A 24,820-nucleotide genomic window follows, 5' to 3' on the forward strand; every position below is an offset into this window, starting at 1 on the left:
TTTTGCCTTTTTTAATGTCGATAACAGGTTTTGACTTCACTTTTTGACTTCAAGTTTGTGGTGTCTATAATGACTTCAAAAAATGACATCATGGAATCGGCAATGCAGGGAAAAATAGCCAGTCTACGAAAAAAGCAGCGAGAAACGCTGAGCCAAATTTTCAAAACACCCGTGCTTTCAGGTGTTAAATGGTCAAATGTTGAGTCACTCATCACTGCGTTAGGTGGTGAAATTAAGGAAGGTAGCGGGTCACGGGTGCGATTTTTATTGAATGGGAGTATCGCCCGGTTCCATCGTCCTCACCCGTCACCGGATACTGATAAAGGCGCATTGGTTAACCTGCGTGAATGGTTGGAAAGTATAGGAGTAAAACCATGACTAAAGCACTTAACACACCAAATACGATGGTTGTTTCCGGCCAATCGGCCATTATCAGCTATGTACCGGAAATCGGTATGTTTCGCGGTAAGTTTATTGGCTTATCTGGCTACTGTGATTTTGTCGCTGACAGTATTAATGGGCTGAGAAACGAGGGCGAAATTTCGCTACGTGAATATCTGGAAGACTGTCAGGAAAATGGCATTGAACCTTACGAACGTGAAGAGAAGGTGAAAACGTTCACTCTCCGTTATCCTGAATCATTCGGAGAACGACTGACTATTGCGGCGGCTGAACGTCAAATTTCAGTGAATACATTTATTGTCGAAACGCTTAATGAACGTATGAAACAGGCTTAACGATCTCCCGATGAGGCGGTTTTATTGCATAAACACAATAGTGAAAGCCCGTAGTACACCGCGAAATCTCTTGATGCAATCCATGCTTTCCCGATAGAGAGCAGGATAAAAGCTGAGTAAGAAAAGCACGAAAAAAGACAGCGTAAAGGGGCGGTAAAGCGTAGAATATGAGCACCAAAAATGATGCTCATGAATGCTCCCTTACCTGTCTTCAGGCTTTTGGCTGACATCCTCATAAAAGCACGCTGAAACACCCTTGGCCGCTCGCCGATTACATGGCGATGTCATACTTTCCCTGTACCATTGCTCCATCGCGCTAGCCTCTGCCACGACAGAGGGCGCATTCTTTTATTTTAACTTTTGATATCAATGCCATGATCCGTTCTTCCCGTTCGACCGCCTGGTTACGCGTCGTCAGCCTTTCTCTGGCGGCATTCATTTTTAACACCGCGGAATTTGCCCCTGTTGCGTTGTTGTCAGATATCGCCGCCAGCTTTTCCATGAGCGCCGCGCAGGTTGGGCTGATCATTACGATTTACGCCTGGGTGGTCGGGCTGATGTCGTTACCCTGTATGCTGCTGTCCAGCGATATGGAACGACGTAGCCTGTTGATCAAAATCTTTATCCTGTTCGCCATCAGTAATGTGCTATCCGGTCTGGCCTGGAACTATTGGGTGCTGGTGATCGCCCGTATCGGCGTGGCGCTGGCTCATGCAATATTCTGGTCGATTACGGCATCGCTGGTGGTGCGTCTGGCGCCTGCGGACAAAAAGGCGCAGGCATTAAGCCTGCTGGCGACCGGCACGGCGTTGGCGCTGGTGCTGGGGTTACCGCTGGGACGTGTGGTCGGTCAGTATCTGGGGTGGCGTGTGACGTTTGTCCTGATTGGCCTGATTGCTGCGGCGATTATGGTGGGTCTGATGAAACTGCTGCCCGTGTTGCCAAGCAGCAATTCCGGTTCATTGAAGAGTTTGCCTCTTCTGCTGAAACGTCCGGCACTGCTGTGCGTGTACGGCCTGACCGTCATGATCGTGACGGCGCATTTTACCGCCTACAGTTATATTGAGCCGTTTATCCAGAAAGTGGCGTTGTTGAGTGAGAACTTCACGACCATCTTGCTATTGATTTTTGGCGGTGCCGGAATCATTGGTAGCATGCTGTTTAGCCGTTACAGCAGTAAGTATCCGGCGGGCTTTCTGATTGTCTCTTTCGCGTTTCTGGCGGCATGTTTGCTGTTACTGCTGCCGTTGTCATTTAGCGGCTGGAGCCTGTCGACGCTGTGCATCGTCTGGGGAATCGCCATTATGGCGCTGAGCCTGGGTATGCAGGTCAAAGTGCTGACGCTGGCATCGGATGCAACGGATGTGGCAATGGCGCTCTATTCGGGGATTTATAACATTGGCATCGGCGGCGGTGCGCTGCTGGGCAATCAGGTTATTATCCATTTGGGCTTGCCCGACATCGGCTTCATGGGAGCGGCGATGGCGATGCTGGCGACGGTATGCTGTATTTTGACGTTTGTTCGCTATTCCCGTGTGTTAAAAACATCATTAACGAGTTGAACGTGGGTAACAACCCAGGCGATCGGTTTTCTGTGAGGGCATGATGAATCCACACTATGCGCGTCTGGTGACGCTGGCCGCCGTGAGCGCAACTGCCGTGGCGCTGGTGCTGTTCATAATGAAAGTGTTTGCCTGGTGGCACACGGGTTCGGTGAGCCTGTTGGCGTCACTGGTTGATTCGCTGGTGGATATCGCCGCGTCGCTGGTGAATCTGCTGGTGGTGCGCTATTCGTTGCAGCCGGCGGATACTGAACATGCGTTCGGCCACGGTAAAGCGGAATCGCTGGCTGCACTGGCGCAGAGCATGTTTATCTCCGGCTCGGCGTTGTTCCTGATTCTGACGGGGCTGCAACACTCGCTGGAACCGCAGACGCTGCACGCGCCGGAAGTGGGGATGTGGGTGACGCTCATTGCGCTAGTCGCCACGCTGCTGCTGGTATCGTTCCAGCGCTGGGTCGTGAAGCGTACGCACAGCCAGGCGGTTCGTGCGGACATGCTGCATTATCAGTCCGACCTATTGATGAACGGTGCGATTCTGGTGGCGTTGGCGCTCAGTTGGAAAGGCATTACGCGTGCCGACTCGCTGTTTGCTCTGGGTATCGGCGGCTACATTTTATATAGCGCGTTACGCATGGGGTATGACGCCGTGCAGTCACTGCTGGATCGGGCGCTGCCGGATGATGAGCATCGTGCTATTGCTGAGGTGATTGTGAACTGGCCGGGCATTCGTGGCGCACATGCGTTGCGTACCCGACGTTCCGGCCCAACACGTTTTATTCAACTGCATCTGGAAATGGATGATGCACTGCCGCTGGTTCAGGCACATCAAATTGCAGACGATCTGGAGCAGGCATTACTTAAACGTTTTCCGGGGGCTGACATTATTATCCATCAGGATCCGGTTTCCGCCGTGCCGGAAAATCAGCGCGGCAGGCTGACGGCGTAGTTGACCGTGTTTTCAGCATTTTATGTTAAAAACGTGATAGGCCATGAAAATTTATGCACAATTTAGCCTGACCTGAATCAATTCAGCTTCGGGTGTTTGTTATAATATGCTAATAAAAGAATAAGGCGTTGCCGCCTGTTTCACGGCGGTGGTGAATTTACGATAGAAGAATCCTGCAAAATTACATCTACAAGTCCAGAGGTTGTCATGATTAGAAGAATCGGAGTGTTGACGAGCGGTGGCGATGCACCAGGTATGAATGCGGCAATTCGTGGTGTGGTTCGCGCTGCACTAACGGAAGGGCTGGAAGTTTACGGCATTTATGATGGTTATCAGGGCTTGTACGAAGATCGCATGGAGCAGTTGGATCGCTACAGCGTATCGGATGTGATTAACCGTGGCGGCACGTTTCTGGGATCTGCGCGTTTCCCGCAGTTTCGTGACGAAGCAGTGCGTCAGGTTTGCGTAGAAAATATGAAAAGACGCGGTCTGGATGCGCTGGTTGTTATCGGCGGTGACGGTTCCTATATGGGGGCTAAGCGTCTGACCGAAATGGGTTTCCCTTGTATCGGCTTGCCCGGCACGATCGATAACGATGTGGCGGGTACGGACTACACGATCGGCTACTTTACCGCGCTGGAAACCGTGCTGGAAGCGATTGACCGCCTGCGTGATACCTCCTCTTCACACCAGCGTATTTCCATTGTTGAAGTCATGGGACGCCACTGCGGTGACCTGACGCTGGCGGCGGCGATTGCCGGCGGTTGTGAATTCATCGTTCTGCCGGAAGTGCCGTTCAGCCCGGAAGATCTGGTCTGTGAAATCAAAGCGGGCATCGAGAAAGGCAAAAAACACGCGATTGTGGCTATCACTGAACTGGTGTGCGACGTCGACGAGCTGGCGAAATACATTGAAAAAGAAACGGGGCGCGAAACCCGTGCGACCGTACTCGGCCACATTCAGCGCGGTGGTTCTCCGGTTGCATATGACCGCATTCTGGCTTCGCGCATGGGTGCCTACTCTATCGAGTTGCTACAGCAGGGTTACGGCGGCCGCTGCGTCGGTATCCAGAATGAAAAAATGGTGCACCATGACATCGTTGACGCTATCGAGAACATGAAGCGTCCTTTCAAAGGGGACTGGTTGGATACGGCGAAAAAGCTGTTCTGATACCAAAAAGCTGATGTTTTCTGTCTCTTCGTCTATTTTTATGCTGACGTTAAGACGGTTTCGTGCGCGATAATGTTGTTATTTTCATGCTACCTCGTAGCACGCGCCCGACACGGGGCGTCTCAAGCGCCGCTCGCCCCGTGACCCCAAGGCTTTAGGCGCGAATTATGCCGCTGACGCGGTTCCTTCGTCGGTATCTGGCTTAACGGACCGCTTGCGACACGTTCCCGACGTGGCGCAAGCTTTCGCCGCGTATATGGACGCTCCCGGTTGAACAAGGCGTTTTTCAGCAAGATGTAAAATCGGTAACTGCAGGCATATATCCGGTTTCTGATGGGGCTTCTGCGCCCCGAACCATGATGAAATCCGCCAGGTGAGAACCAAGCATCCACTACGGGCTATCGTGCCCATCGGCGAACCGGTTTACCTCACCTGCGGTCTTACCTGTTTTGCCATCTTTTTGATTACACCTGCAATTCCGGACTGCGTTTTACCCTTTCTGAACCTCAACAAAGACTGAGCGGTGCTCAGGCTACCGCAGGGGAGCGATAGTCGGTTTCATGGACCAGCATCGACCACAGTATCCGCGCTGTTTTACTCGCCTGTGCCACTACCGCAACATTGTAATTTTTGCGTTTTAGCAGTCCGTCAAGCCATCGCATGTCTTCCCGGTGTCGCTCAATCACGGAAGCGACTGCCCGGGCTCCGTGCACCAGAAGATAACGGAAATAACCATCGCCCCGTTTGCTTATCCGCCCCAGATGCTGTTTGCCTCCGCTGGAATGTTCACGCGGTGTCAAACCCATCCAGGCTGAGAACTGTTTTGCACAGCTGAACTGCTTTCCGTCACCCACTGACGCGACCAGATACGTCGCCGTCAGCAGTCCGACGCCAGGCACTTTTGTCATGCGTTTACAGGCTGCCTGTGTTTCGGCCCATGACTTCAGTTGTTGTTCGATAAGCTCCAAATGGTCATCCAGCGCATCAATATGCGCCATCTGGCGTAATGTGCTGGCACGAACGAACGGTGATAGCTCATTTTCTCCGTCTTCAAGAATTTCTGGAACGCCCTGCTTCAGCGCTTTTCTGCCTGTTGCCATCACAAAACCAAACTCGCTCAGCATGGCCCGCAGGCTGTTCGTACAGGCGACCCGTTCCCGGATAATGATATCCCGCTCCGTATGAAGGGCGAGCACAGCCTGCTGGTCAACGGTTTTGACCTGAACAAAACGCATATTGGGCCGAGTAACGGCTTCGCAGATGGCTTCCGCATCCGTCGCATCGGTCTTGTTGGTTTTGACGTAAGGCTTGACGTACTGCGGTGGCATCAGCCTGACCTGATGGCCGTGGCGGATAAACATCCGGGCAAAATGGTGGCTGGATGAACACGCCTCCATCCCAATAAGACAGGGTTCGAGACGGATAACGAACTCAGCAAACTTTGCCCGCGAGAGTTTCTTTTTCAGCACGGTCTGGCCGGTGTGATTGACACCATGAAGAACGAAAACGTTTTTTGCCAGATCGATACCAAGGGTAGATACTTGCATTTGGACGCTCCTTCTTTTGAGATTTGACACTCATACTCTGGCACATCTGATGCCGTTAAGATGGAGCGTCCATCTCATTGTCCCTGCGGCTCATCCTAAGCCTGCTATCTCCTCAGCATAATTTTTTACGCCGGATAACGGCAAAACTCGCGTTGCCTCGGGATTGTCGTATAAGAGCCTGCGCTAGACATTTGAGGTGAGCCCCTCCTCCGGCTCCTCCATCACATCCGCCGTTGTAGATATATAACCAGCAAGAATATAAAAATCGGTTTTATTATTTTTTCTGTACGATTAGACCTGCTAGCCTGCCCATTCCTTCCGTCCTGATGACACGCTGATTGCTGCTATGAACATCGATCTTCGCCAACTGCGCCACTTTATTGCCCTGATTGAGCATCGAAATTTTACGTCGGCAGCACAGGCGATGAAGCTTTCCCAATCTGCCTTCAGTCGCAGCATCCAGTCGCTGGAGCAGACCATTGGCACGCGTCTGATCGATCGTATGAATCAATTAGAGCCGACGCCGAAAGGACTGGTGGTGCTGGAACACGCGCGTCGCCTGATTAATCAGACGCACGATCTGTTTAACGATATTCAGCAATTCAACGAGAAAGAAGCGGGCGAAGTGAATTTTGGCTGTGGCCCAGCTCCCGCGGCCTGGCTAATGCCGCAGGTGATCGGGGATTTTTCGCGACATTACCCAAAGGTGCGGATGGTCTTTCGCGTTGATAACTGGCAGGCGTTGGGCCATCGGCTTATGGCCGAAGAGCTGGACTTTATCGTGGCGGACATGCGCAATTTTGAATTCGATACTCGCTATCGGGTGCAGCCACTGAGCCAGCACCGCTGGGGCTTCTGCTGCCGTAGCGGGCATCCGCTGGCGGCGCAGGAAGAGATCACTGTCGAGCAATTCTTTTCCTACCCGTTGGCGGCAACGATCCGCCCACCCAACCTGCACCGTGCGCTGGTGCAACTGAGCGGTAAACTGGATATTCGCACCAGCATTGAGTGTGAGAATGGCTACAGCCTGCTGGATGTGGTTCGTCATTCGGATGCCATCGGGACAACCAACCATTTCAACGAGCCCGAGCGACACGGCCTGCATATGTTGAAGATTGCGGGTCTGGACGACAACACCGACGAGTTTTATACCCACTACGGCATTATTTATCTGGCGGATGCCCGTCTGTCTCTGCTGGCACGCAAGCTGATTGACACGTTTGTGCAGGTCGACAGCGACCTGCACGGTACGCCAGCGGTGCTTACAGCGGAGTGATGCTGAAGTCGCTGATTTCCTGACGCGAAAATACCGTCCGAAAACCGAAATAGCCGGGAGCGGGCGTATTCGGATAGCTGGCGTGGAAATAGAGCACATCGTCGACCCAAAAACGTGTTTCCCGCCGATCCACCTCAATCACGATGCGATAGCGATGATTAGGACGCAGCAGGTGCGTGGCATCGGTGTATTCACCGAGCAGCAGACGCTCACCGTGACCGTCGTAATAACGGAAGCGCGTAGTGCTGTTCCAGTTGCCGCCCATCCCGACATAGTACAGATTCAGGCTGTCATATTCGTTGAGCTTGCCGTACCGAGTAAACAGGTTCGGGTGGTGCAGGTCGCGCGCGGCCCAGAACTGATTCAGGTCGGATACGCGGTCGTAGGGACGATCCGCGACCAACACTTCGCGCGTGAAGGCGATGCGATAGGTGCCTGAGAGTGGGGCGTCCAGCCAGATCGTCAGCCCGGCGGCGCTTTCCAGCGCCAGATGCTCTGGCGTGGTCTGGATTGTCGTGCGGTCAGGATCTTCCTGCTCCACCTGCCAGCGTAACGGCTGGCCGATGGAATCCGTGGACCAGATAAGCGTTGAACGGTGTGGCGAATCAATAATGTCATGTGTGTCGTCTGCCTGAGGTGACAGGAGGAGCGTGTTTTCAGTACAGCCTGGGTCAGTCATGGTGATGTCCTGTAGCGTGCCGCCGGGTGGCGGCATTAAGAAGAGGGAATGTCATCCAGCAAAGCCAGCAGGGCGATGGCCGTTAACCCCCACTGGGCGACGGCGTTGGTCGCCAGATTGACGGCCGTGGTGCTGCCGGAATGTTTATCAATGGTGGAATCGATGACCGGCTCGTTGATGGGATAGAGCACGGTAGGTGGCGTTACACGCCGCTGCTCGAGCGTCGGATGGGCAATGCCGCCGTTGCCTGCGGTAAACTCTGCCCAGGCGCGCTGCGCCAGTGCACGATCGTTCAACCGTCGTGCGGCAAACGCAGTCAGTCGGGCATGTCCCTGAGCCAGATTGAGCTTTTTCACCGTTTTACCCACGGCTGCGCTTAACGCGATGGGGTCGTTATACAGTCGACAGTAGTCAAGCCACGCGCGTGTAAAAGCGGGATCGGGCAATGCTTCAACCAACTCGCTACAGATTTCCGTCAGACCGAAAACTGCGCTCAGGTGTGAAATTTCTACCTGATCCGCAGGTGCGGGAAGAAAGCGGCCGGTATCGGGATCGATGGCGGCGCTGCCAGTGAATAAACCGTGCGGCTGGCTGGCCAGCGTCTGCATGCTGTTGAGCAAGCGTTCGCGCATCGATGGGTCGCTATGGCGTTCCCATGCGGTGAGCCACGCGGCAGCAACGGCACCCCAGTCGGTACCGAAACCTAGGCTGATATGGTTTGGGTTATCGGGATGCGTCTGGCCGATTTTGCGGCCGGGCAGCACCGCGCTTAGCGTACGCAGCGCCTCGACCTGTTCATCCATCAGTTCACCGATGCGCTCATCGGCAGTGAGGTAGTAGAGAAAACGGCGGTTAGCGACGGTAGAAATACGCAGCTGTTTGGCGCTGTCGCCCCAGTGGCGCACATTGTGCCGCGACCCCAGCGGACTGAAGCGTCCTAGATGGTGTACGTCCACTTCGCCCGTGTGGCGCGTCATGGCTTCTGCCAGGCGAAACGCTTCGGCGCGCCCGCTGTGCAGAAAGTAATACCAGAGCCACAGATCGGTGCTGAGCTCCGAGTTATCCCATGCGTAGCCGCCCACATCGTAGCGCCAGACGTGACGGTCGCTGTCATAGGTGTGCATCACGTCGCCGAAATCCCAGAAGCCATACCATTTCCGCTGCTCGACCTCCTGCTGATAGACGTCGAAATACGCATCCAGCTGTTTCTCAAGCCGAATTCGGGCTGGCGTGGTGGCAGAGGAGGGGGCCCACATTGATCCAAACGCCTGCGCGCGGTGCAGATCCTGAGCGTCTGCCACCAGCAACGGCGGTTGCTGCATGCGTCGCGCCCGATTCACCAGATCTTCCGCGTCTGGCGTCGCAGGTAGCACATCGATAAACAGTTCGCTGGTGCGCGCTACGCCGACTGCCGAACCGAAGCCCGGTTCGTAATCTTCATAGGTAATGGCCAGTCCTTCGCGCTGTTTGTCATGGGTATCCTGACCCAGCCCGTCATGATAAAAGCGCATATCCATCGGTTCCGCCCACGGTGACCACAGCCAGAGCGTGACGGTCGCGACGTCGGTGTGAGCATTGTCGATTTCCAGACAGGCTGGGTAGCTCTGCCAGAAATGGCGTATCCCGAACGCCACACCGCCGGTTGGCGTGCCCAGATAGCCGACGCCCGCCGCCCGTTCGCCGGTAGCGGAAAGTAACCAGCCCTGTCCGGCCGCCGTGCGTTTATGTATCTGGAAACCGTCGGGATGGTGCTGCGTCAGGCGATAGCTGCCAAACGCGGGAATGTAATCCAGCCGTTTTCCGACCTCCGGTGAAAAATCCGCTATCGGCGGCGTGGCTTGCCCGGCCAACTGTGCCGCGATAACGGCCGAACCGGGATCGCGCCGTAGCCCGCTCAGGCCGCGTACCGCTTCACGGAAGAGCCCGCCCTGATCCGAGACGAAACGGACATAGCGATCGTGCAACTCCCCCTGTAACGGAACGTCGAACGCCAGCCCAAGTCCTTTCAGGCTGACGAGGTCATCGTCGTTGTCATAGATCAGCGTGTGTAGGACACGCAGTGAATCGGTGTTCGCATAGCTATAAAGCCGGATAATAAAGGGGATGCGCGTTACCCCCTGCTGTGGCGCGTGGTGTGTACCGCGTAGCGCAATCACCGTCCGCTGTGCCCCGTTCTGCTCCACCGCGACCGTATCAATCACGCCCTGATATGCATCCAGCGTCAGGGTACTCTCCGTCTCCGCGCCTCGCTGCATGCGCAACACCAGTCTGCCGTTGGTTAACGCCAGCCGATTATTTCGCCATACTTCTGAGATTAAACGGGTGCCAGAGCGTGGGATCTCGTAGCGAATGCGGTCCGTCTCTACTGTCCAGCCGTGCTCATGTTCGCGGACCATTGCTGAACCCGTCGAGCCGTCCTTAGCGGGAATCGGCCGTAGCGTCAGTCCGTCTTCCGGCGGTGTGTCACCACCCAGGGCATGTGCCGACCATTTAATCGAACCGTCCGGCCAGCGCGCCAGAGGCCAACTTTGCAAGTCGTAAGCGTGCTGTTGCGCATCATGCAGTTGGAAGCCGCTGTCGTTGCGCACTGCCCCTTGCGGCCAGGGGACGCCCCAGGTCACGCCAGTGAACGCGCGGGGCCGCTTCCCGTCCAGCCAGCGCAGGTTGACCTGCGGTGCGGATTCGCCTGCGTAGGCAGAGGCACGAGGCGCGGTGGCGTGCGCCGATGTCCAGAACGGAGCCGACAGCGCGAGCAGCGTGCTGTCGCGCAGGAAACGTCGGCGTGAGTAAGGCATCTTGTTCATGACGTTAGCCCTTGAAGTCGTAGCCGACTGATATTCCGACCATGCGCGGTTCACCTATCACACCCGTTGTGGCGCTGGAGCCTCTGACGGAGCGGTAGTAGTTTTTATCCAGCGCATTTTTCACCCATAGCGATACGTTCCAGCGGTTGTCGCCTTGCTTGCCGCTCAGCCCGCTAGACAGGTTCAGGACGCCATACGCTGGAATGCGATTGTATTCGGAATCGTCGAGCGTACCGTAGGCCCAGCTCCGCCATGACCATTGACCGGAAACCGAGGCTTGCAGATTATTTGGCGTATCCCATTGGTAACGCACACGCGTGTTGTAGCTCAGCGTCGGGGACTTGAAGACGCGTTTCCCCGACATATCGCACGAGACGGCGGAGATCTCTGCCGGGCAGCGGGCGTTAGGGAAATTCAGGTAACGGGCATCCAGAACGGTACCGGCCAGACTGATGCTCAACCCGTCAATCGGGCGCAACGTCAGTTGCGTTTCGCCGCCGCGCGAGCGGAATTTCCCGGCGTTAATCAGGTAGCTGGTATCTGTTTCTTCGTCATAGGCGTTATTTTGGAAATCTTCGACCACGCTCCAGAACAGCGCGGTATTCCACTCTACTTTACGCTGTAGCCAGTGTGTTTTAACACCCAGCTCTGCCGAACGGGTTTTCTCTGGATCGACGTACAGCGAATCGATCCCCAGCTGTCTTGCTGCCCCAGATGATACGTTCAGGCCACCGGATTTTTCCCCGTAGCCCAGCGTGACGTACGGAGTCACATTCGGTGCAGCGAACCAGTTCAGGCTGATGGAGCCAGAAGGCAGGCGGTTGGTTTGCGAGAGCGGGCCAGAGTTAAAGGTTGCGCGGTTTTTACGAACAAATGTCCCCTCCTTTTTCTCATAGGTTTGGCGCAGGCCGACAATGACATCCAGTTTATCGGCGGCATGCCAGGTTCCGCGGCCATAGACGGAATAAACGGTGTCATCCAGCGTGCCAAAGCGCTGAACGTTAATGCCCTGATAGCCATTTCCTACCCATGTCCGCACGCGGTTGTCGTTGTAGTAGCGACTGTTTGCCTCGGTATCGAGGTTCTCTCCCCAGTAATCGACGCCCAGCGAATAATCGAACGTGTTGCCTTTGGGCGAATCCAGCCAAAAACTTTGTGACCAGACGCGATCGCGTACGTCAGCACCGCTATCGTGATAGAGCGGAATATTCCAGTTATCCGCCGTGCTGGGTAATACGCGGAAATAGCGCAGTGACGATAGCGAATTGACGCTATAGCCGTTTTTCAACCTCCAATTGGCCTCTACCGAGCCACCGCCTTGCGCAACACGAATAACATTCTCGTCATCCATGGCGACCTGGCGACCGCCGACGACCTTGAGGCCTGTCTGTTCCGCGCGAGTACGGAACGCGTCAGTTGCGCTCACCAGCACGGAAACCGGACGCTGCGTGGAGTCGCTGTAGTCGCCGGTAATTCTGAGGCTAAAACTGTCATTAGGCTGATAAAGCAGTTGGCCGCGCACGCCGTTATTGGTGCTGCCTCCTAGCTTATGGCCGTTTTCTATATTCGTGACGTTTCCACCGCGTTCCGTGCGCGACAGGTTGATGCGTCCCGCCCAGTGGTCGCTGAGTGGCCCGGATGCCATCAGTTTGGATTGCAGGTAACCGCGCTGCCCGAAAGATTGTTCCAGTGAATATTCCGGTGTGAAGGTTGGCTTGCGGGTGCGAATATCAATAGCGCCGCCGGTGGTGTTAAAGCCGTAGGCTGCCCCCTGTGGGCCTTTCAATACGCGCGTGCTGTCGATATCCAGCAAGTCATTAGAGATGACGCCGGGGCGGGATAAGTAAACGCCATCGACAAACAGCCCTACGCTGCCCGGCATACCGATATTCGTACCGCTCTCGCCGCCGTCGCCAATCCCACGAATGGTCACGGTGGTGTCCATCACATCGACGGTATCGACATCCAGCCCTGTTACCAGTTGCGACAGTTCTTCAAAGCGATACACCCGTTCTTCTTCGAGCGTTTTGCCATCGATCACCGATGCCAGCGTGGTCGGTGGTTGAACAGGCGTACGCTGAGCATTCACTTTCACACGCTTTAGTTGAACGGGGGCGGCGGTTGTTGCCTCGGTTCGTGGAACGTTATCCGTTGTGATTTGTGGATCGGCTGCTCGCGCCATAGCAGGAAGCGTTAAGACGCAGCTCATTAAAATACCCGATGTTATTTTTCGCTGGTGTTCTTTTAAATACTGCTGGTGTTTTTTTAAATACATAGCTTCGTCCGAATGTCGTCAATAGGCTGCCTATTGCCGTGAATGTCACGGCAATATGTGGGTTATAATTTTGGGGGGGAATAAATTACTGAGTTGCTTTTAGATAAGAATCATCCAGCCATTTATCGACATCAAAAGGTTGCCGAATAAGACGTGATTCATAGGCCAATGTGACGGCGCGTTTTAATTTTTCCACAAAGGCTGGATCCAATTCGGGTGAAAGACGCTCGGTTAATGGCGGTAATGTATCCCATTCGACGCGTAATATATTTTCCGGATAACCTGATTGGGTGGCTAAGAGTCGAATAAACTCATCTTTATTTTTCTCATCGCTGGCCCAGTTTGCCGCTTCTCGTTGAACTTTGACCAGGCGGCGCAGAATATCCTCGTTACCTTTGGCAAATTTCTCATCCACCAGCAGGAAGCCGCTAAGCTGGCCTGCGCCATTCAGGTCACGGCTAGACAGTGGGATGTCCGCCAGCCCTTTATCTCGCAGCGAAAGCGTATTGCTGCCGCCCCATGTCGCATCAATCTGTCCGGCCGCTAACGCCGCGCTGGCCGCCGCGAAGTCGAGATTAATCAGCTTCACGTCAGAGGGCTTTAGGCCCTGGGAATCAAGCGCGCTGACGAACGAAAGCTCTCCTGCTGTTCCACGGAAGATCCCGATGCGTTTACCTTTCAGGTCGGCGATTTTCTCAATACCGGAACCTTTCGCCACCGCCAGATAGTGATTGATGCCGCGTGATGCCACGGCGATCACGCGGGTATCCAGCCCGCGCGCGCGGCCGATAATGCTGGCTAAATCCCCCAGATAGGCCACGTCAACCTGATGGTTGCCAAACGCTTCATTAATAACGGGGCCTGCGCCTTTAATAAACGTCCAGCGGACGCTGATCCCGTCTTTGCCAAACTCACGCTCCAGCAGCTTCTGGCTGTGAATGACGTCAAGCAGGCCGCCGCCGCTGGGTTTTGTGCCTGCGCCGATGTCTGGCGCGGCAATACGAATTTCAGTAATCGCCGATGCAATGCCTGACCAGGCCATTCCCATTGCCAATAAACTGGTCACTAACCATTTTCGTCCTGATGTTTTCATTTGTCGCCCGCCAGTGATGAGGTGTTTGAATGTGAGTGTGCGAATATTTCTGTTGTTATTGCGCCGGTTTAGCGCGGCGTCATCTTGTTGCAGAAACACATTTAAAGGCTTGGCAATAAACTGACTAATACAAAAAAAGCATTATTATTTTTAGTAAATAGCTAAATCAGCATTCATCGCTTATTTCATCGTTATGCAGCGAACGAAAAAAAACTATTCCAACTATGCATTAGCCTGTTTGGGTTTATTGCCTTTAGTTTGTCGGTAGGCAGGATCGTCATTATCTTTCCGATGAAATAAATAATTATACCCTAAATAATTCGAGTTTCAGGAAGGCGGCAAGGGAAGGAATCCCGATGAGCTTACACAGGTAAGTGATTCGGGTGAGTGAACGCAGCCAACGCACATGCAACTTGAAGTATGACGGATATAAATGAATATCGATATGCAGATACATACGTTGACTTTATTAAGCACTTGGAAAGAATCGCTTATTCCAGCGCTATTTTAGGTTACCTCTCAATGTCGCCTGCAAGTTAAAGCATGACGGGTATCAATAAACACGGTCAGGAGCACTAACCATGACGGAATTACTCTATGCGGGAGCGGTGTCAGGATCCCGGTCTTATTCACCGGAGCCGACTCCGCACGCCAGCCGGGTGAACGGCGTCGTGCAGTCGCGCGTGCCGGCGTTGAATACGACGGTTTCGTCCCGACCGGAGCGTTGGCTGGCGGCGATCGCAACGTTGCTATTGCACGCGGCAGTATTGGCGTTATTCAGTAGCGCGTCGACACCGCCTGTTACGGTACCAGCCCGGCCACAGCCTATCAGCATCGAACTGGTTGCGGCGGTTGCCGAGCCGGTACTGCAAGCCGAGCCGGCTGAACCTGAAGTCGTAGCCCCTCCGCCGGAACTCACTCCGCCCGTCGTCAACAAGCCGGTGGATGACAACGCGCTATTACCGCCGGAACCTGAAAAAAAAGAGCCTGAGAGAAAAGCGCCCGAGAAAAAGCCAGAACCCGCGCCGAAAAAGGTCGCGGTGAAAAAGAACCCGCCCGCGCCGACGCCAAAACCTCAGGCTGAAACGGTATCGGCAAGTGCCCCGGTCACGCCAGCTCCGGTGGCGCAACAGGCAGTCGCGCCACCCGTAGACGCGCCGTTAACGCCGCCGTTGGCGAATGCGGACTACCTGCATAATCCGGCACCGTCTTATCCCGACGTGGCGATTAGCCGTGGTTATGAAGGCACCGTACTTCTGAATGTGCAGGTACGTGCCGATGGCAAAGTGCAAACCATTCGGATTCATCAATCAAGCGGCTATCCCTCGTTGGACGAGGCAGCCAGAGACACGGTGCTGCGCTGGTCTTTCGTTCCGGCGCGCCGCGGCAACCAGCCGGTGAGCGGCTGGGTGGTTGTTCCCGTCGATTTTTCGCTGAACTCATGAGGTAATTGGTTATGACGCTTGGACACATTGAACTCTTTTCTGCGGAAGGCGCAGTGATTCTATTGTTACTGCTGTTTTCCCTCGTCACCTGGGGGCTGGGGCTGCTGAAATTCGTCCAATACGGGCGGGCGCAGCGGCGCGATCGGCGTTTTCGCGCGGCGTTCTGGCAGCAGGATGACGTTAGCCAGACGCCGGAAACCAGCGCCAAACAGCCCGGTTCACTCGCTAATCTGGCGTTGGCCGCCGTCAAAGCGCCGGAGCAGATGAGTGGGCAGCTTGCACTGAATATTCATCTGCCCGATCGGGTTGAGCGCGCGCTGCAACAGCAGATTCAGCGTGAGCGCCGTACGTTGGAAAGCGGGCTAGCGGTGCTGGCCAGTATCGGCAGTACGTCGCCGTTTATCGGCCTGTTTGGCACCGTTTGGGGCATTATGGCGGCATTGCAGGAGATCGGGCTTTCTGGTTCTGCCAGTCTCGATACCGTTGCGGGGCCGATTGGCAACGCGCTGATTGCGACCGGCATCGGGATTGCCGTCGCGGTGCCTGCGGTGCTGATCTACAACTACTTTTTACGTCGCCTCAAGCTGGCCGTCGCGGACATGGATGACTTTGCCCATGATGTCTACAGCGTGATGCAGGCACACGATTTTCATGTCAGCACGGTTCACGCCAGCGCGGAGCCATCGTCTGCCGCCTTCTCCGTGAAGAACCTGAGAGAGGTGGTCTGATATGGCGTTTACCTCGCGTAATGATGAAGACGTCATGAGTGAAATGAATATCACGCCGCTCGTGGACGTCATGCTGGTGCTGCTGGTGGTGTTTATTGTGACCGCGCCGATGTTAACCAATGCCATTCCGATTCAGCTCCCGAAAACGTCGGCGGTGGCACCGGCTGACCGCGCCGATCCGGTAGTGATTAGTATCGATGGCGAACAGCGGGTGTTCATCAATAAAGAGAATCTGGCGCGCGAACAGCTGGTGCCGCGCTTGCAACAGGCTAAAGCGGGTAATGCGGATCTGGTCGTGCAGGTGCAGGCGGATAAAGACGCGAATTACGGCGCTGTCGCCGCGCTACTGGCCGATGTCGAGCAGGCGGGGATTACTCGTCTTTCCCTGCTGACGCAAAAATAACGCCGCTGGATACCGACGATCATGATGCCCAAATATCCGCTGCGGATACGCTCCGCCCCTGATGCCTCGCTGACCGCCGCCGCACTGTCGGCGGGATATTCTGCGTTAGTCGTGTCTCTGGTTGTGCCGCTGCTGGTGCTTGCAGGCTGGTGGCTTGCCAGTCGTCACGGATGGATGTCTGAACAAATCCTGCCTTCACCACTGGCGGTCATCGATAGCGCACGGGCTTTTATCCCCGAAGAGCTGGTTCATCAGTTGCCCATCAGCCTGCTGCGGCTGGCGATTGGCTTTAGCGGGGGGATCGCGCTGGGTCTGGTGCTCGGTAGTCTCTTCGGTCTGAATCGGCGGCTGAATGCGCTATTTATGCCGTTGTTCACCGTTATCGCGCAGATCCCGACGCTGGCCTGGATTCCACTCTTGATGCTGTCACTGGGCATTGGCGAGGCGCTGAAGCTGGTAGTGCTGGTGAAATCGGTGACGGTGCCGGTGACGCTCTATACGTGTGCCGGCATTCAACAGACGCCGCAAAAGCTGCATGAAATGGCACGTAGCCTGCGTTTACCGCCTGCCGCTTTCCTGCGCTACCTGATTCTGCCTGCGATGCTGCCCTATGTGATGACCGGCGTGCGGCTGGCGTTTTCTACCGGATGGGTCGCGTTGATTGCGGTTGAACTGCTGGCATCCAGCGAAGGGTTGGGCTATCTGCTGGTACAAAGCCGCCAGCTGTTCATGTTGGATTTAGTGTTCGTCTGCATTCTGATCATTGGAATCCTGGGATTTGCCGGAGAGCGTGTGCTGCTGAAGCTGGAGCGTCGCTGGATTCACTGGCCTGCACCGGTGCTGGGTCGCGATAGCTTGGGTTATGCGCTGCCGAGCCTGTCGCTGACGCCTTGGTTAGCGCCACTGGTACTGGTTGTGCTGTGGCAGGTTAGTAGCACCTACGAGTGGGTGAACATGGCTTTCCTTCCTGCGCCGAGTCGCGTGATCGACGCGCTGTGGACGGGGCTGGTTCAGGGGGGATTGCTCATCGATCTCCATGCCAGCCTGCTGCGGGCGTTACAGGGCTTTACGCTGGGGAGTGCGATCGGCGTGCTGGTTGGAGCGGTGCTCGGCGGCTGGCGTATTGCCGACAGGCTGTTTAATCCGGCGCTGTCCGCGCTGCGTTGCGTAGCGCTATTCGCCTGGCTGCCGCTGATCACCGCCTGGTTCGGTTTAGGGGAAAGCGCCAAAATCGTGTTTATCGCCGTGGCGGCATTCTTTCCCGTGATGCTGGCAACCCGTCAGGGGATCGCCCAGCTTCCCCCTGCGCTGTTGGAAGTGGCGCAGGTGCTGCGTCTGACGCCAGTTCAAACGCTCCGCACGCTAATACTGCCCAGCGTGTTGTCGCCGCTGTTTTCCGGCCTGCGGCTGGCGTTGATGCACGCGTGGACAGGCGCGATTGGCGCAGAGTATTTCATGCCGTCGGGAGAAGGGCTGGGTGGCATGATGATTCGCGCACAGCAGTTGCTTGAATCCGATCGCATCATGGCGGGCGTGGTGCTGATTGCCGCCGTCGCCGCGCTCTTTTCCCGGCTGATTACCTTATCTGAGCGGCGGTTGACTCGCTGGCGCTTTGCGTGACCGTTAACGGAGAAGTTATGTCCCTGCATTTTCAGCACATTACTAAACACTTTATCGTCAACGGCACCCCGCTGACGGTGTTGCAGGATATCGATCTGTCGCTGCATGAGGGCGAACTGGTTGCCATCATCGGTGCCAGTGGCTGTGGTAAATCGACGCTGCTGCGTTTGGCGGCCGGGATTGATACCACGGAACGCGGACGTATTCTGATTGGCGAGCGGCCTGTGCGTGGTATTCCCGACGATGTCAGTCTGGTGTTTCAGGAACCGCGCCTGTTTCCGTGGCTCACCGTGACGGACAATATTCGCCTCGGTATGCTCAACCTCAATCTGTCTCCTGCTGAGGTAGAGCGCCGTATTGCACACTATCTTCAGATGATGGGGCTGGAAGGCTTTGCTGATGCATGGCCGCATCAGTTATCCGGGGGAATGGCGCAGCGAGTGGCAATTGCCCGTGGGCTGGTGTCGACGCCGCACATTCTTTTGCTGGATGAACCTTTTGGGGCACTGGATGCGTTAACCAAGCAGCAGTTGCAGGCGCGTTTGGCGGAGATACGCCAGCAAACGGATTTGACGATCCTGCTGGTGACACACGATGTGGAAGAGGCAGTTTTTCTGGCGGACAGGGTAGTGGTGATGTCGCCTCGACCCGGCCGGATTAGCAGGATTCTACCGATAAACCTCACTTATCCTCGTGACCGAACCAGCACTGCATTGTTGGAGCAACGACAAGCGGTCAGTCAGGCGCTACATCAGGCGGATGCTGTTGAAGTCTGATGCTGCTGCCTACCGCTTTCTCTCAATCTTAATCATCGATAGAAACCGCCGTGAAAAAGGTGATTGAGATTGCTGACAAAATCCGTAGAGCGGGAGTAACGGATAGATCGTAAAGACGCTGTAAATACATCCCTGTACGCTCGGCTTGCGCAGATATGAATCTCATCCTGAGATTCACCCTTTCAGGGCCGTCGCAAGCGACGTTCAAAGACGTTCCTGACGTCTTTGTCCCTGGCGCAAACGCTTTACTCTTCTATTCCGTTATTCCCGTTTTCGTTCGGCAAATAAGTTTGTTGACAGTCTGAACCGCCGTGAAAAGGCGGTTTTTCTTTTCTGTCCGCCACGCGAGATCGTGCATTTTCAGCATAGTGAAGTGCTGTGATTAACTGGCATAATGCGCATGTCATTTTCGGTCAATACCTTAACAGGATATTCCTATTGGGCATGCGCAGGTGTGTTGGCCTACACTCGTTAAGGCCGCGCGGGTTCGCGCCGATGCATAATCGTGACCGAGAGAAACACTTATTGCCGATACTTGCCGGTAAGAAAGGGCGGGTATATATCGTTATTATTGAGGTTTTCGCATGAAAAAAGTTACCGTTGCCGCAACACAAATGGCGTGTTCTTGGGATCTGCCTAAGAACATTGAAAACGCCGAAAAACTGGTGCGACAAGCGCATGCAAAAGGCGCGCAGGTTATCCTGATTCAGGAGCTGTTTGCCGCACCGTATTTCTGTATCGATCAAAGCCCAGAGCACTATGCGCTGGCGCAGGAGCTGGAAACCAGCCCGCTGATTAAGCATTTTTCCGCACTGGCGGCGGAGTTGAACGTGGTGCTGCCGTTGAGCTTCTTTGAGCGTGCCAATAACGCCTATTACAACTCGTTGGTGATGATTGACGCGGACGGTGCCGTGCTGGACGTTTACCGCAAAACACATATTCCGAATGGTCCGGCGTATCAGGAGAAGCAATTCTTTATTCCGGGCGATACCGGTTTTAAAGTCTGGCAGACGCGCTACGCAAAAATCGGCGTGGGCATTTGCTGGGATCAGTGGTTCCCGGAAACCGCACGCAGCCTGGCGTTGCAGGGCGCAGAGCTGATTTTCTATCCGACCGCGATTGGTTCCGAACCTGCTTACCCGGATATCGACAGCCAGCCGCACTGGACTCGTGTTCAGCAAGGTCACGCTGCGGCGAATCTCGTGCCAGTGATCGCATCTAACCGTATTGGTACAGAAGCCAGCAAATACATCGACGGTCTGGAAATGACGTTCTACGGCTCGTCCTTCATTGCCGACCAAACCGGTGCGCTGGTAGCACAGGCCAATAAGACGGATGAAGCGATTCTGGTACATGAATTTGATTTAGAAGCCATTGCTGCACAGCGTGCGTCATGGGGCCTGTTCCGCGACCGTCGTCCGGACATGTACGGCACGATCGCCACTTCTGACGGCAAGACCTGGAGATAAGTCATGTCACAGCCAGCAACTTCCCCCCTCACGACGCCGCATCAGGATGGTTTTGCGATGCCCGCCGAATGGGCGCCGCATGATGCCGTGTGGATGATTTGGCCGTATCGCACTGACAACTGGCGCGAACAAGGCATTCCGGCGCAAAAAACGTTCGCGCGCGTGGCAGAAGCTATCGCTCAGAATACGCCGGTTATCATGGGTGTGCCCGCACGTTACATGGCGAATGCGCAACAAGTGATGCCAGTGAATGTCACGCTGGTGGAAATGGAAAGCGACGACGCCTGGATGCGTGACACCGGTCCAACCATCGTGCTGAATCAGGCGGGTGAACGTCGGGGTATCGACTGGCAGTTCAATGCCTGGGGCGGCGAACTTGGCGGTCTGTATGAAGACTGGCGTCAGGATGAGAAAGTCGCGGCACAGGTGCTGGACTATCATCAGGCTGCGCGTTATGCCGCGCCGCTGATTCTGGAAGGCGGCTCGATCCATGTCGATGGTGAAGGCACATTGCTGACCACAGCGGAATGCTTGCTCAATCCGAACCGTAACCCGCATCTGAGTAAGGCAGAAATCGAACAGCTGATGCGTGATTACCTCAGCATCTCGACGATTATCTGGCTGGAAGAGGGCGTATACAACGACGAAACCGACGGGCATATCGATAACATGTGCTGCTTCGTACGCCCCGGTGAAGTGGCGCTGCACTGGACGGATGACGAAAACGATCCGCAGTATGCCCGCTCCGTTGCGGCCTATGAGGTGCTGTCGGCCGCGCGGGATGCGCAAGGGCGTGAGCTGAAAATCTGGAAGTTGCCAGCCCCCGGCCCGCTCTATGCGACCAAAGAGGAAGCGCAGGGCGTGGACAGCGGCGATGCGGTTGAACGCCTTGCCGGTTCTCGTCTGGCGGGTTCCTATGTGAATTTCCTGATCAGCAACCAGCAAATCATTTTCCCGCTGCTGGATGAAAAGACGGATGACGTTGCCCGCGACCTGCTGCAACAGATGTTCCCCGGCTACCTGATTAGCGGCGTGCCTGCGCGGGAAATCCTGCTGGGCGGTGGAAATATTCACTGCATTACGCAGCAAATCCCTGCGGTGAAGTAACTGTTGGGCCGTTAATAGACGGCTTAAAAGAAGGGGTGACGGATATCCCTATCCGTCATAAAAAAAGCCGGTTGGCGCGAGAGCGTGAACCGGCTTTTTGATCGGGCGAAGGTTTGTTCCGCCCGTTTTCTATGAAACGCTTAGCCGCGTTTCGCGTCGGCTGCGGCTTTCACGATAACGGCAAAGGCGTCGGCTTTCAGTGAAGCACCGCCAACCAGCGCGCCGTCGATGTCCGGCTGGGTGAACAGCTCGGCAGCATTCGCAGCATTAACCGAACCGCCGTACTGGATGATAACTTGTTCAGCAATAGCGGCATCTTGCTTGGCGATGTGATCGCGGATGAATTTGTGAACGGCCTGCGCTTGCGCAGGGGTCGCAGATTTGCCGGTACCGATAGCCCATACAGGTTCGTAGGCGATAACGGTGTTTTCAAACGCTTTCGCACCCAGCGTGTTCAGCACGGCGTCCAACTGACGTGCACATACTGCTTCCGTCTGGCCCGCTTCGTTTTCCGCTTCGGTCTCGCCAATGCACAGCACCGGAATCAGGCCCGCGTCTTTCAGCACGCCAAATTTCTTCGCAATGAATTCGTCGCTTTCTTTGTGGTAGGTGCGGCGCTCGGAGTGGCCGATGATGATGTATTTCGCGCCGATGTCTTTCAGCATGTCGGCAGAGGTTTCACCGGTGAAGGCACCAGAGAGGTTTACGTCAACGTTCTGCGCGCCCAGTGCAATACGGCTGCCAGCCAGTTGGTGATTAGCTTGATCGAGGTAGATCGCCGGTGGTGCAATCGCTACGCCACAACCGTCAACAGTGCTGAGCTCTTTACGCAAGCCCGCGATCAGTTCGTTGACCATGTGAGTGCTGCCGTTCAGCTTCCAGTTACCCATAACTAATGGATGTCGCATCTTTTTTCCTCCAGCCGGAATCGCGAATGAATCAATATGTTAATAAATCAATGTATTAATGAACCGATGCATAAATTTTACTGCCGTCAGGCAATACGACCTGCCCACAGTATAGAGACGAAATGTGACCGTGGCTCTGTTTTTCGTCATTAATTACCGTGTAGATCACGGTTCAGATAGCGTTAGCTTAATCGGTTCAACAGCAAAAGTTAGCCCTTTTTCGCCATCATCTGCAACAACATAACGCAGGGCGCCTTCCGTTTGCGGATAAAAGCGCTGTCCTTTGCCTTTTTCCAGCAGTTCGGTGACTTTTTTCATGCTTTGTTCTTCCGTCAGCGACGGCGCGAACGTTCGTGCCAGCGCCGCCATATAGTCGATGGCCTGCTTACGACGCGCTGCGGTCTCTTGATCGCTCTGTGGCTGCGGTAGCCAGGTAATTTGCAGCGTTTTGATTTTCCCCGTGCCTTTTTCTAACGCGGTTGAGGCATAGAGGTGGTCGTTGATGCGACTGGCAGCGCGAGTCAGCATGCTGGTGATATTACCGGTGTCGACAACTCGAAATTCACCAATCGGCAGCGTCGGGTTGCTCAGGTTGTAGCGGGAACGGAACTGCGTGATGGTTTGATCGAAGGTTGGGGCTCCGGCCAGCAGGTACGGCGCATTGGCTGAGGGTTTGGGCGGGAACGTCGGGTCGGCTGCTGCGTGAGTCTGGTACAGCACCAGCGATGATAAAACCAAAAGTGAAGCGATGCGTTTTCGTGTCATAGGGATTCGGGTCAGCCACTTCAGAAGATGTCCAGGCCAATAACGGCGGAATACGTTTGATTAAAGCGGCATTGGTACGTCGTTGTCAAAAATCGCGTAAAGATTACAGGCAAATACTTGGGTTGAGGTAAAATCAGCCACACTAAAATACCGATTCATTTGGCCAGACAGGCTGACAATTCAGGGCGTTATCGTTAATGACATTACAGCAATGGTGCTTCTCGTTTAAAGGCCGAATCGGCCGTCGTGATTTCTGGCTCTGGATGGCCATTTGGGTCGCACTGATGGCGGTACTATTTACGCTATCCGGCCAAAGCTGGCTGGATACGCAATCAACGGCGTTTGGTTTGGTGGTCTTGCTGTGGCCAACGGCGGCGATAATGGTGAAACGACTGCACGACCGTAATAAAAGCGGCTGGTGGGCGCTGCTGTTAGTGGTGGCGTGGATGCTGGCTTCGGGGAACTGGACGATGTTTTCCACTATCTGGCAGTGGGGTATTGGCCGCTTCTTGCCGATCCTGATTGTCGTGATGACGTTGCTCGACTGCGGCGTTTTTCTGGGGACAAAAGGGGAAAATCGGTTTGGAGCAGAGGCGGAGCCGTTTCGCTTCCGCCGCTAATTAAAACAACCGACGGTTTACCAATAGTTTTCGGCAGTCATATGACCGGGTCTGCGGCGCAGGTGCTTGGTCATTTGCCGCTCTTCTTTCAGCAACAGTTGGGTATCGCGCACCATCTGTGGGTTACCGCACAGCATAACGTGGCTGGTTTCAGCATTCATCGGCAAGCCCACGGCGGCCTCCAATGTACCGTTGCTGATAAGCTGGGGAACGCGGCCTGTCAGCGAGCCCGTTTCCTCTTCCCGGCTGACGACCGTTTGAATACGCAGCTTCCCGTGGTAACGCTGCTGTAATTGCTGCATCAGCGGCAGATAGCTCAGATCGCGTGAGAACCGGGCGGCGTGAACCAGCACGATGTTCTTAAAGCGCTCCAGATCCTTACCTTCCTGAAGGATCGACAGGTAAGGGCCAATACCCGTCCCTGTTGCCAGCATCCATAGCGTCTCGCAGTCAGGAACCTCTTCCAACACGAAAAATCCAGCGGGTTCTTTGACGACCATCACTTCGGAGCCAGGCTGAAGCGCATGAAGATGAGGACTAAGCTTGCCTTCCGGCACCGTCACCAGATAGAACTCAAGTGTAGGATCGCTAGGCGCATTCACGTAGGAATACGCGCGCTGCACTTTCTCACCCTCAATCTCCAGCGCCAGTTTGCCATACTGCCCGGCAGTGAATGAATCGGTGGGCGCGTGAACCCGAATGCTAAACAGACTCTCTGTCCAGTTTTCCACCTGAACCACTTTGCCTGTCACCCATTCAGCCATATTTTTTTGCTCCTGTTGTACCCGTCATACTTCAAGCTGCATGTGTGTTGGCTTCTCTTACTCGCCCCAGTCACTTACTTGAGTAAGCTCCTAGGGACTCGAGCGATTGCCGCCTTCCTGCAACTC

Annotated in this window: 22 protein-coding genes; 14 read left to right on the top strand and 8 right to left on the bottom strand. The window is 55.0% G+C overall.

From position 1 onward, the window contains the following. Positions 1-102 precede the first annotated feature (102 nt). The 5 genes from I2D83_RS00740 (at position 103) to pfkA (ending at position 4,415) form a co-directional block, all read left to right on the top strand. The gene (locus I2D83_RS00740; protein WP_181845733.1) at positions 103-378 is read left to right on the top strand and encodes a type II toxin-antitoxin system HicA family toxin; all 276 of its coding nucleotides are present in this window, start codon (positions 103-105) and stop codon (positions 376-378) included. Further along, positions 375-737: a type II toxin-antitoxin system HicB family antitoxin gene (locus I2D83_RS00745; protein WP_205947374.1), complete on the top strand. Its 363-nt coding sequence runs from the start codon at positions 375-377 to the stop codon at positions 735-737. Before I2D83_RS00740 ends, I2D83_RS00745 begins: the two co-directional genes overlap by 4 nt. Positions 738-1,111: 374 nt before the next feature. After that, the gene (locus I2D83_RS00750; RefSeq protein WP_205947375.1) at positions 1,112-2,299 is read left to right on the top strand and encodes a sugar transporter; all 1,188 of its coding nucleotides are present in this window, start codon (positions 1,112-1,114) and stop codon (positions 2,297-2,299) included. Between the two features lie 43 nt (positions 2,300-2,342). Beyond that, positions 2,343-3,245, top strand: a complete 903-nt coding sequence (fieF, locus tag I2D83_RS00755; protein WP_012772881.1) for a CDF family cation-efflux transporter FieF — start codon at positions 2,343-2,345, stop codon at positions 3,243-3,245. 207 nt (positions 3,246-3,452) lie between these two features. Beyond that, on the top strand, positions 3,453-4,415 hold the full coding sequence (gene pfkA / locus I2D83_RS00760) for a 6-phosphofructokinase (protein WP_012772882.1): 963 nt from the start codon (positions 3,453-3,455) through the stop codon (positions 4,413-4,415). A 527-nt stretch (positions 4,416-4,942) separates the two neighbouring features. Here the strand turns inward: pfkA and I2D83_RS00765 are convergent. Next, complete coding sequence (locus tag I2D83_RS00765; RefSeq protein WP_205947376.1) at positions 4,943-5,962, bottom strand: IS110 family RNA-guided transposase; 1,020 nt, start codon at positions 5,960-5,962, stop codon at positions 4,943-4,945. Between the two features lie 346 nt (positions 5,963-6,308). Between I2D83_RS00765 and I2D83_RS00770 the strand changes: the two genes are divergently transcribed. Further along, positions 6,309-7,238, top strand: coding sequence for a LysR family transcriptional regulator (locus I2D83_RS00770; RefSeq protein ID WP_012772883.1), 930 nt, complete (start codon positions 6,309-6,311; stop codon positions 7,236-7,238). Here the strand turns inward: I2D83_RS00770 and I2D83_RS00775 are convergent. From I2D83_RS00775 to I2D83_RS00790, 4 genes are all read right to left on the bottom strand, one after another. Next, the gene (locus tag I2D83_RS00775; RefSeq protein WP_205947377.1) at positions 7,225-7,953 is read right to left on the bottom strand and encodes a DUF6250 domain-containing protein; all 729 of its coding nucleotides are present in this window, start codon (positions 7,951-7,953) and stop codon (positions 7,225-7,227) included. The genes I2D83_RS00770 and I2D83_RS00775 overlap by 14 nt on opposite strands. Next, positions 7,953-10,721, bottom strand: a complete 2,769-nt coding sequence (locus I2D83_RS00780; protein ID WP_205947378.1) for an exo-rhamnogalacturonan lyase family protein — start codon at positions 10,719-10,721, stop codon at positions 7,953-7,955. The genes I2D83_RS00775 and I2D83_RS00780 overlap by 1 nt, the downstream gene beginning before the upstream one ends. A gap of 4 nt (positions 10,722-10,725) precedes the next feature. Continuing rightward, positions 10,726-12,996 carry a TonB-dependent receptor gene (locus I2D83_RS00785; protein ID WP_205947379.1) on the bottom strand — a complete coding sequence of 757 codons (2,271 nt, stop codon included), beginning with the start codon at positions 12,994-12,996 and terminating at the stop codon, positions 10,726-10,728. Positions 12,997-13,081: 85 nt separating this feature from the next. Then, positions 13,082-14,089: an ABC transporter substrate-binding protein gene (locus I2D83_RS00790; RefSeq protein ID WP_012772887.1), complete on the bottom strand. Its 1,008-nt coding sequence runs from the start codon at positions 14,087-14,089 to the stop codon at positions 13,082-13,084. A 581-nt stretch (positions 14,090-14,670) separates the two neighbouring features. Here I2D83_RS00790 and I2D83_RS00795 point away from each other — a divergent pair. From I2D83_RS00795 to aguA, 7 genes are all read left to right on the top strand, one after another. Beyond that, positions 14,671-15,534 (top strand): energy transducer TonB, encoded by an 864-nt coding sequence (locus I2D83_RS00795; protein ID WP_181847414.1) that lies wholly within the window; start codon positions 14,671-14,673, stop codon positions 15,532-15,534. Positions 15,535-15,545: 11 nt separating this feature from the next. Further along, entirely contained in the window at positions 15,546-16,262 is a 717-nt protein-coding gene (locus I2D83_RS00800; RefSeq protein WP_180779143.1) for a MotA/TolQ/ExbB proton channel family protein, read from the top strand. A gap of 1 nt (position 16,263) precedes the next feature. Continuing rightward, positions 16,264-16,665, top strand: coding sequence for an ExbD/TolR family protein (locus tag I2D83_RS00805; RefSeq protein ID WP_180779144.1), 402 nt, complete (start codon positions 16,264-16,266; stop codon positions 16,663-16,665). A 21-nt stretch (positions 16,666-16,686) separates the two neighbouring features. After that, a complete protein-coding gene (locus I2D83_RS00810; protein WP_205947380.1) occupies positions 16,687-18,285 on the top strand; it encodes an ABC transporter permease in 1,599 nt (532 codons plus the stop codon). Positions 18,286-18,302: 17 nt separating this feature from the next. Continuing rightward, positions 18,303-19,061, top strand: coding sequence for an ABC transporter ATP-binding protein (locus I2D83_RS00815; protein WP_181847417.1), 759 nt, complete (start codon positions 18,303-18,305; stop codon positions 19,059-19,061). Between the two features lie 584 nt (positions 19,062-19,645). Next, positions 19,646-20,530: an N-carbamoylputrescine amidase gene (gene aguB, locus I2D83_RS00820; RefSeq protein ID WP_012772893.1), complete on the top strand. Its 885-nt coding sequence runs from the start codon at positions 19,646-19,648 to the stop codon at positions 20,528-20,530. A gap of 3 nt (positions 20,531-20,533) precedes the next feature. After that, entirely contained in the window at positions 20,534-21,637 is a 1,104-nt protein-coding gene (gene aguA, locus I2D83_RS00825) for an agmatine deiminase (RefSeq protein WP_181845676.1), read from the top strand. 140 nt (positions 21,638-21,777) lie between these two features. Here the strand turns inward: aguA and tpiA are convergent, their stop codons facing one another. After that, positions 21,778-22,545, bottom strand: a complete 768-nt coding sequence (gene tpiA / locus I2D83_RS00830) for a triose-phosphate isomerase (protein WP_182101211.1) — start codon at positions 22,543-22,545, stop codon at positions 21,778-21,780. A 165-nt stretch (positions 22,546-22,710) separates the two neighbouring features. Beyond that, a complete protein-coding gene (locus I2D83_RS00835; protein ID WP_012772896.1) occupies positions 22,711-23,310 on the bottom strand; it encodes a YiiQ family protein in 600 nt (199 codons plus the stop codon). A 197-nt stretch (positions 23,311-23,507) separates the two neighbouring features. Here I2D83_RS00835 and I2D83_RS00840 point away from each other — a divergent pair, with 197 nt between their 5' ends. Beyond that, the gene (locus tag I2D83_RS00840; protein ID WP_012772897.1) at positions 23,508-23,930 is read left to right on the top strand and encodes a DUF805 domain-containing protein; all 423 of its coding nucleotides are present in this window, start codon (positions 23,508-23,510) and stop codon (positions 23,928-23,930) included. A gap of 17 nt (positions 23,931-23,947) precedes the next feature. On the opposite strand, the gene fpr is transcribed toward I2D83_RS00840, so the two are convergent. After that, on the bottom strand, positions 23,948-24,694 hold the full coding sequence (gene fpr, locus I2D83_RS00845; protein WP_012772898.1) for a ferredoxin--NADP(+) reductase: 747 nt from the start codon (positions 24,692-24,694) through the stop codon (positions 23,948-23,950). Positions 24,695-24,820: the final 126 nt, after the last annotated feature.

It is taken from the genome of Pectobacterium aroidearum, assembly GCF_015689195.1.
Lineage (GTDB): Bacteria > Pseudomonadota > Gammaproteobacteria > Enterobacterales > Enterobacteriaceae > Pectobacterium > Pectobacterium aroidearum.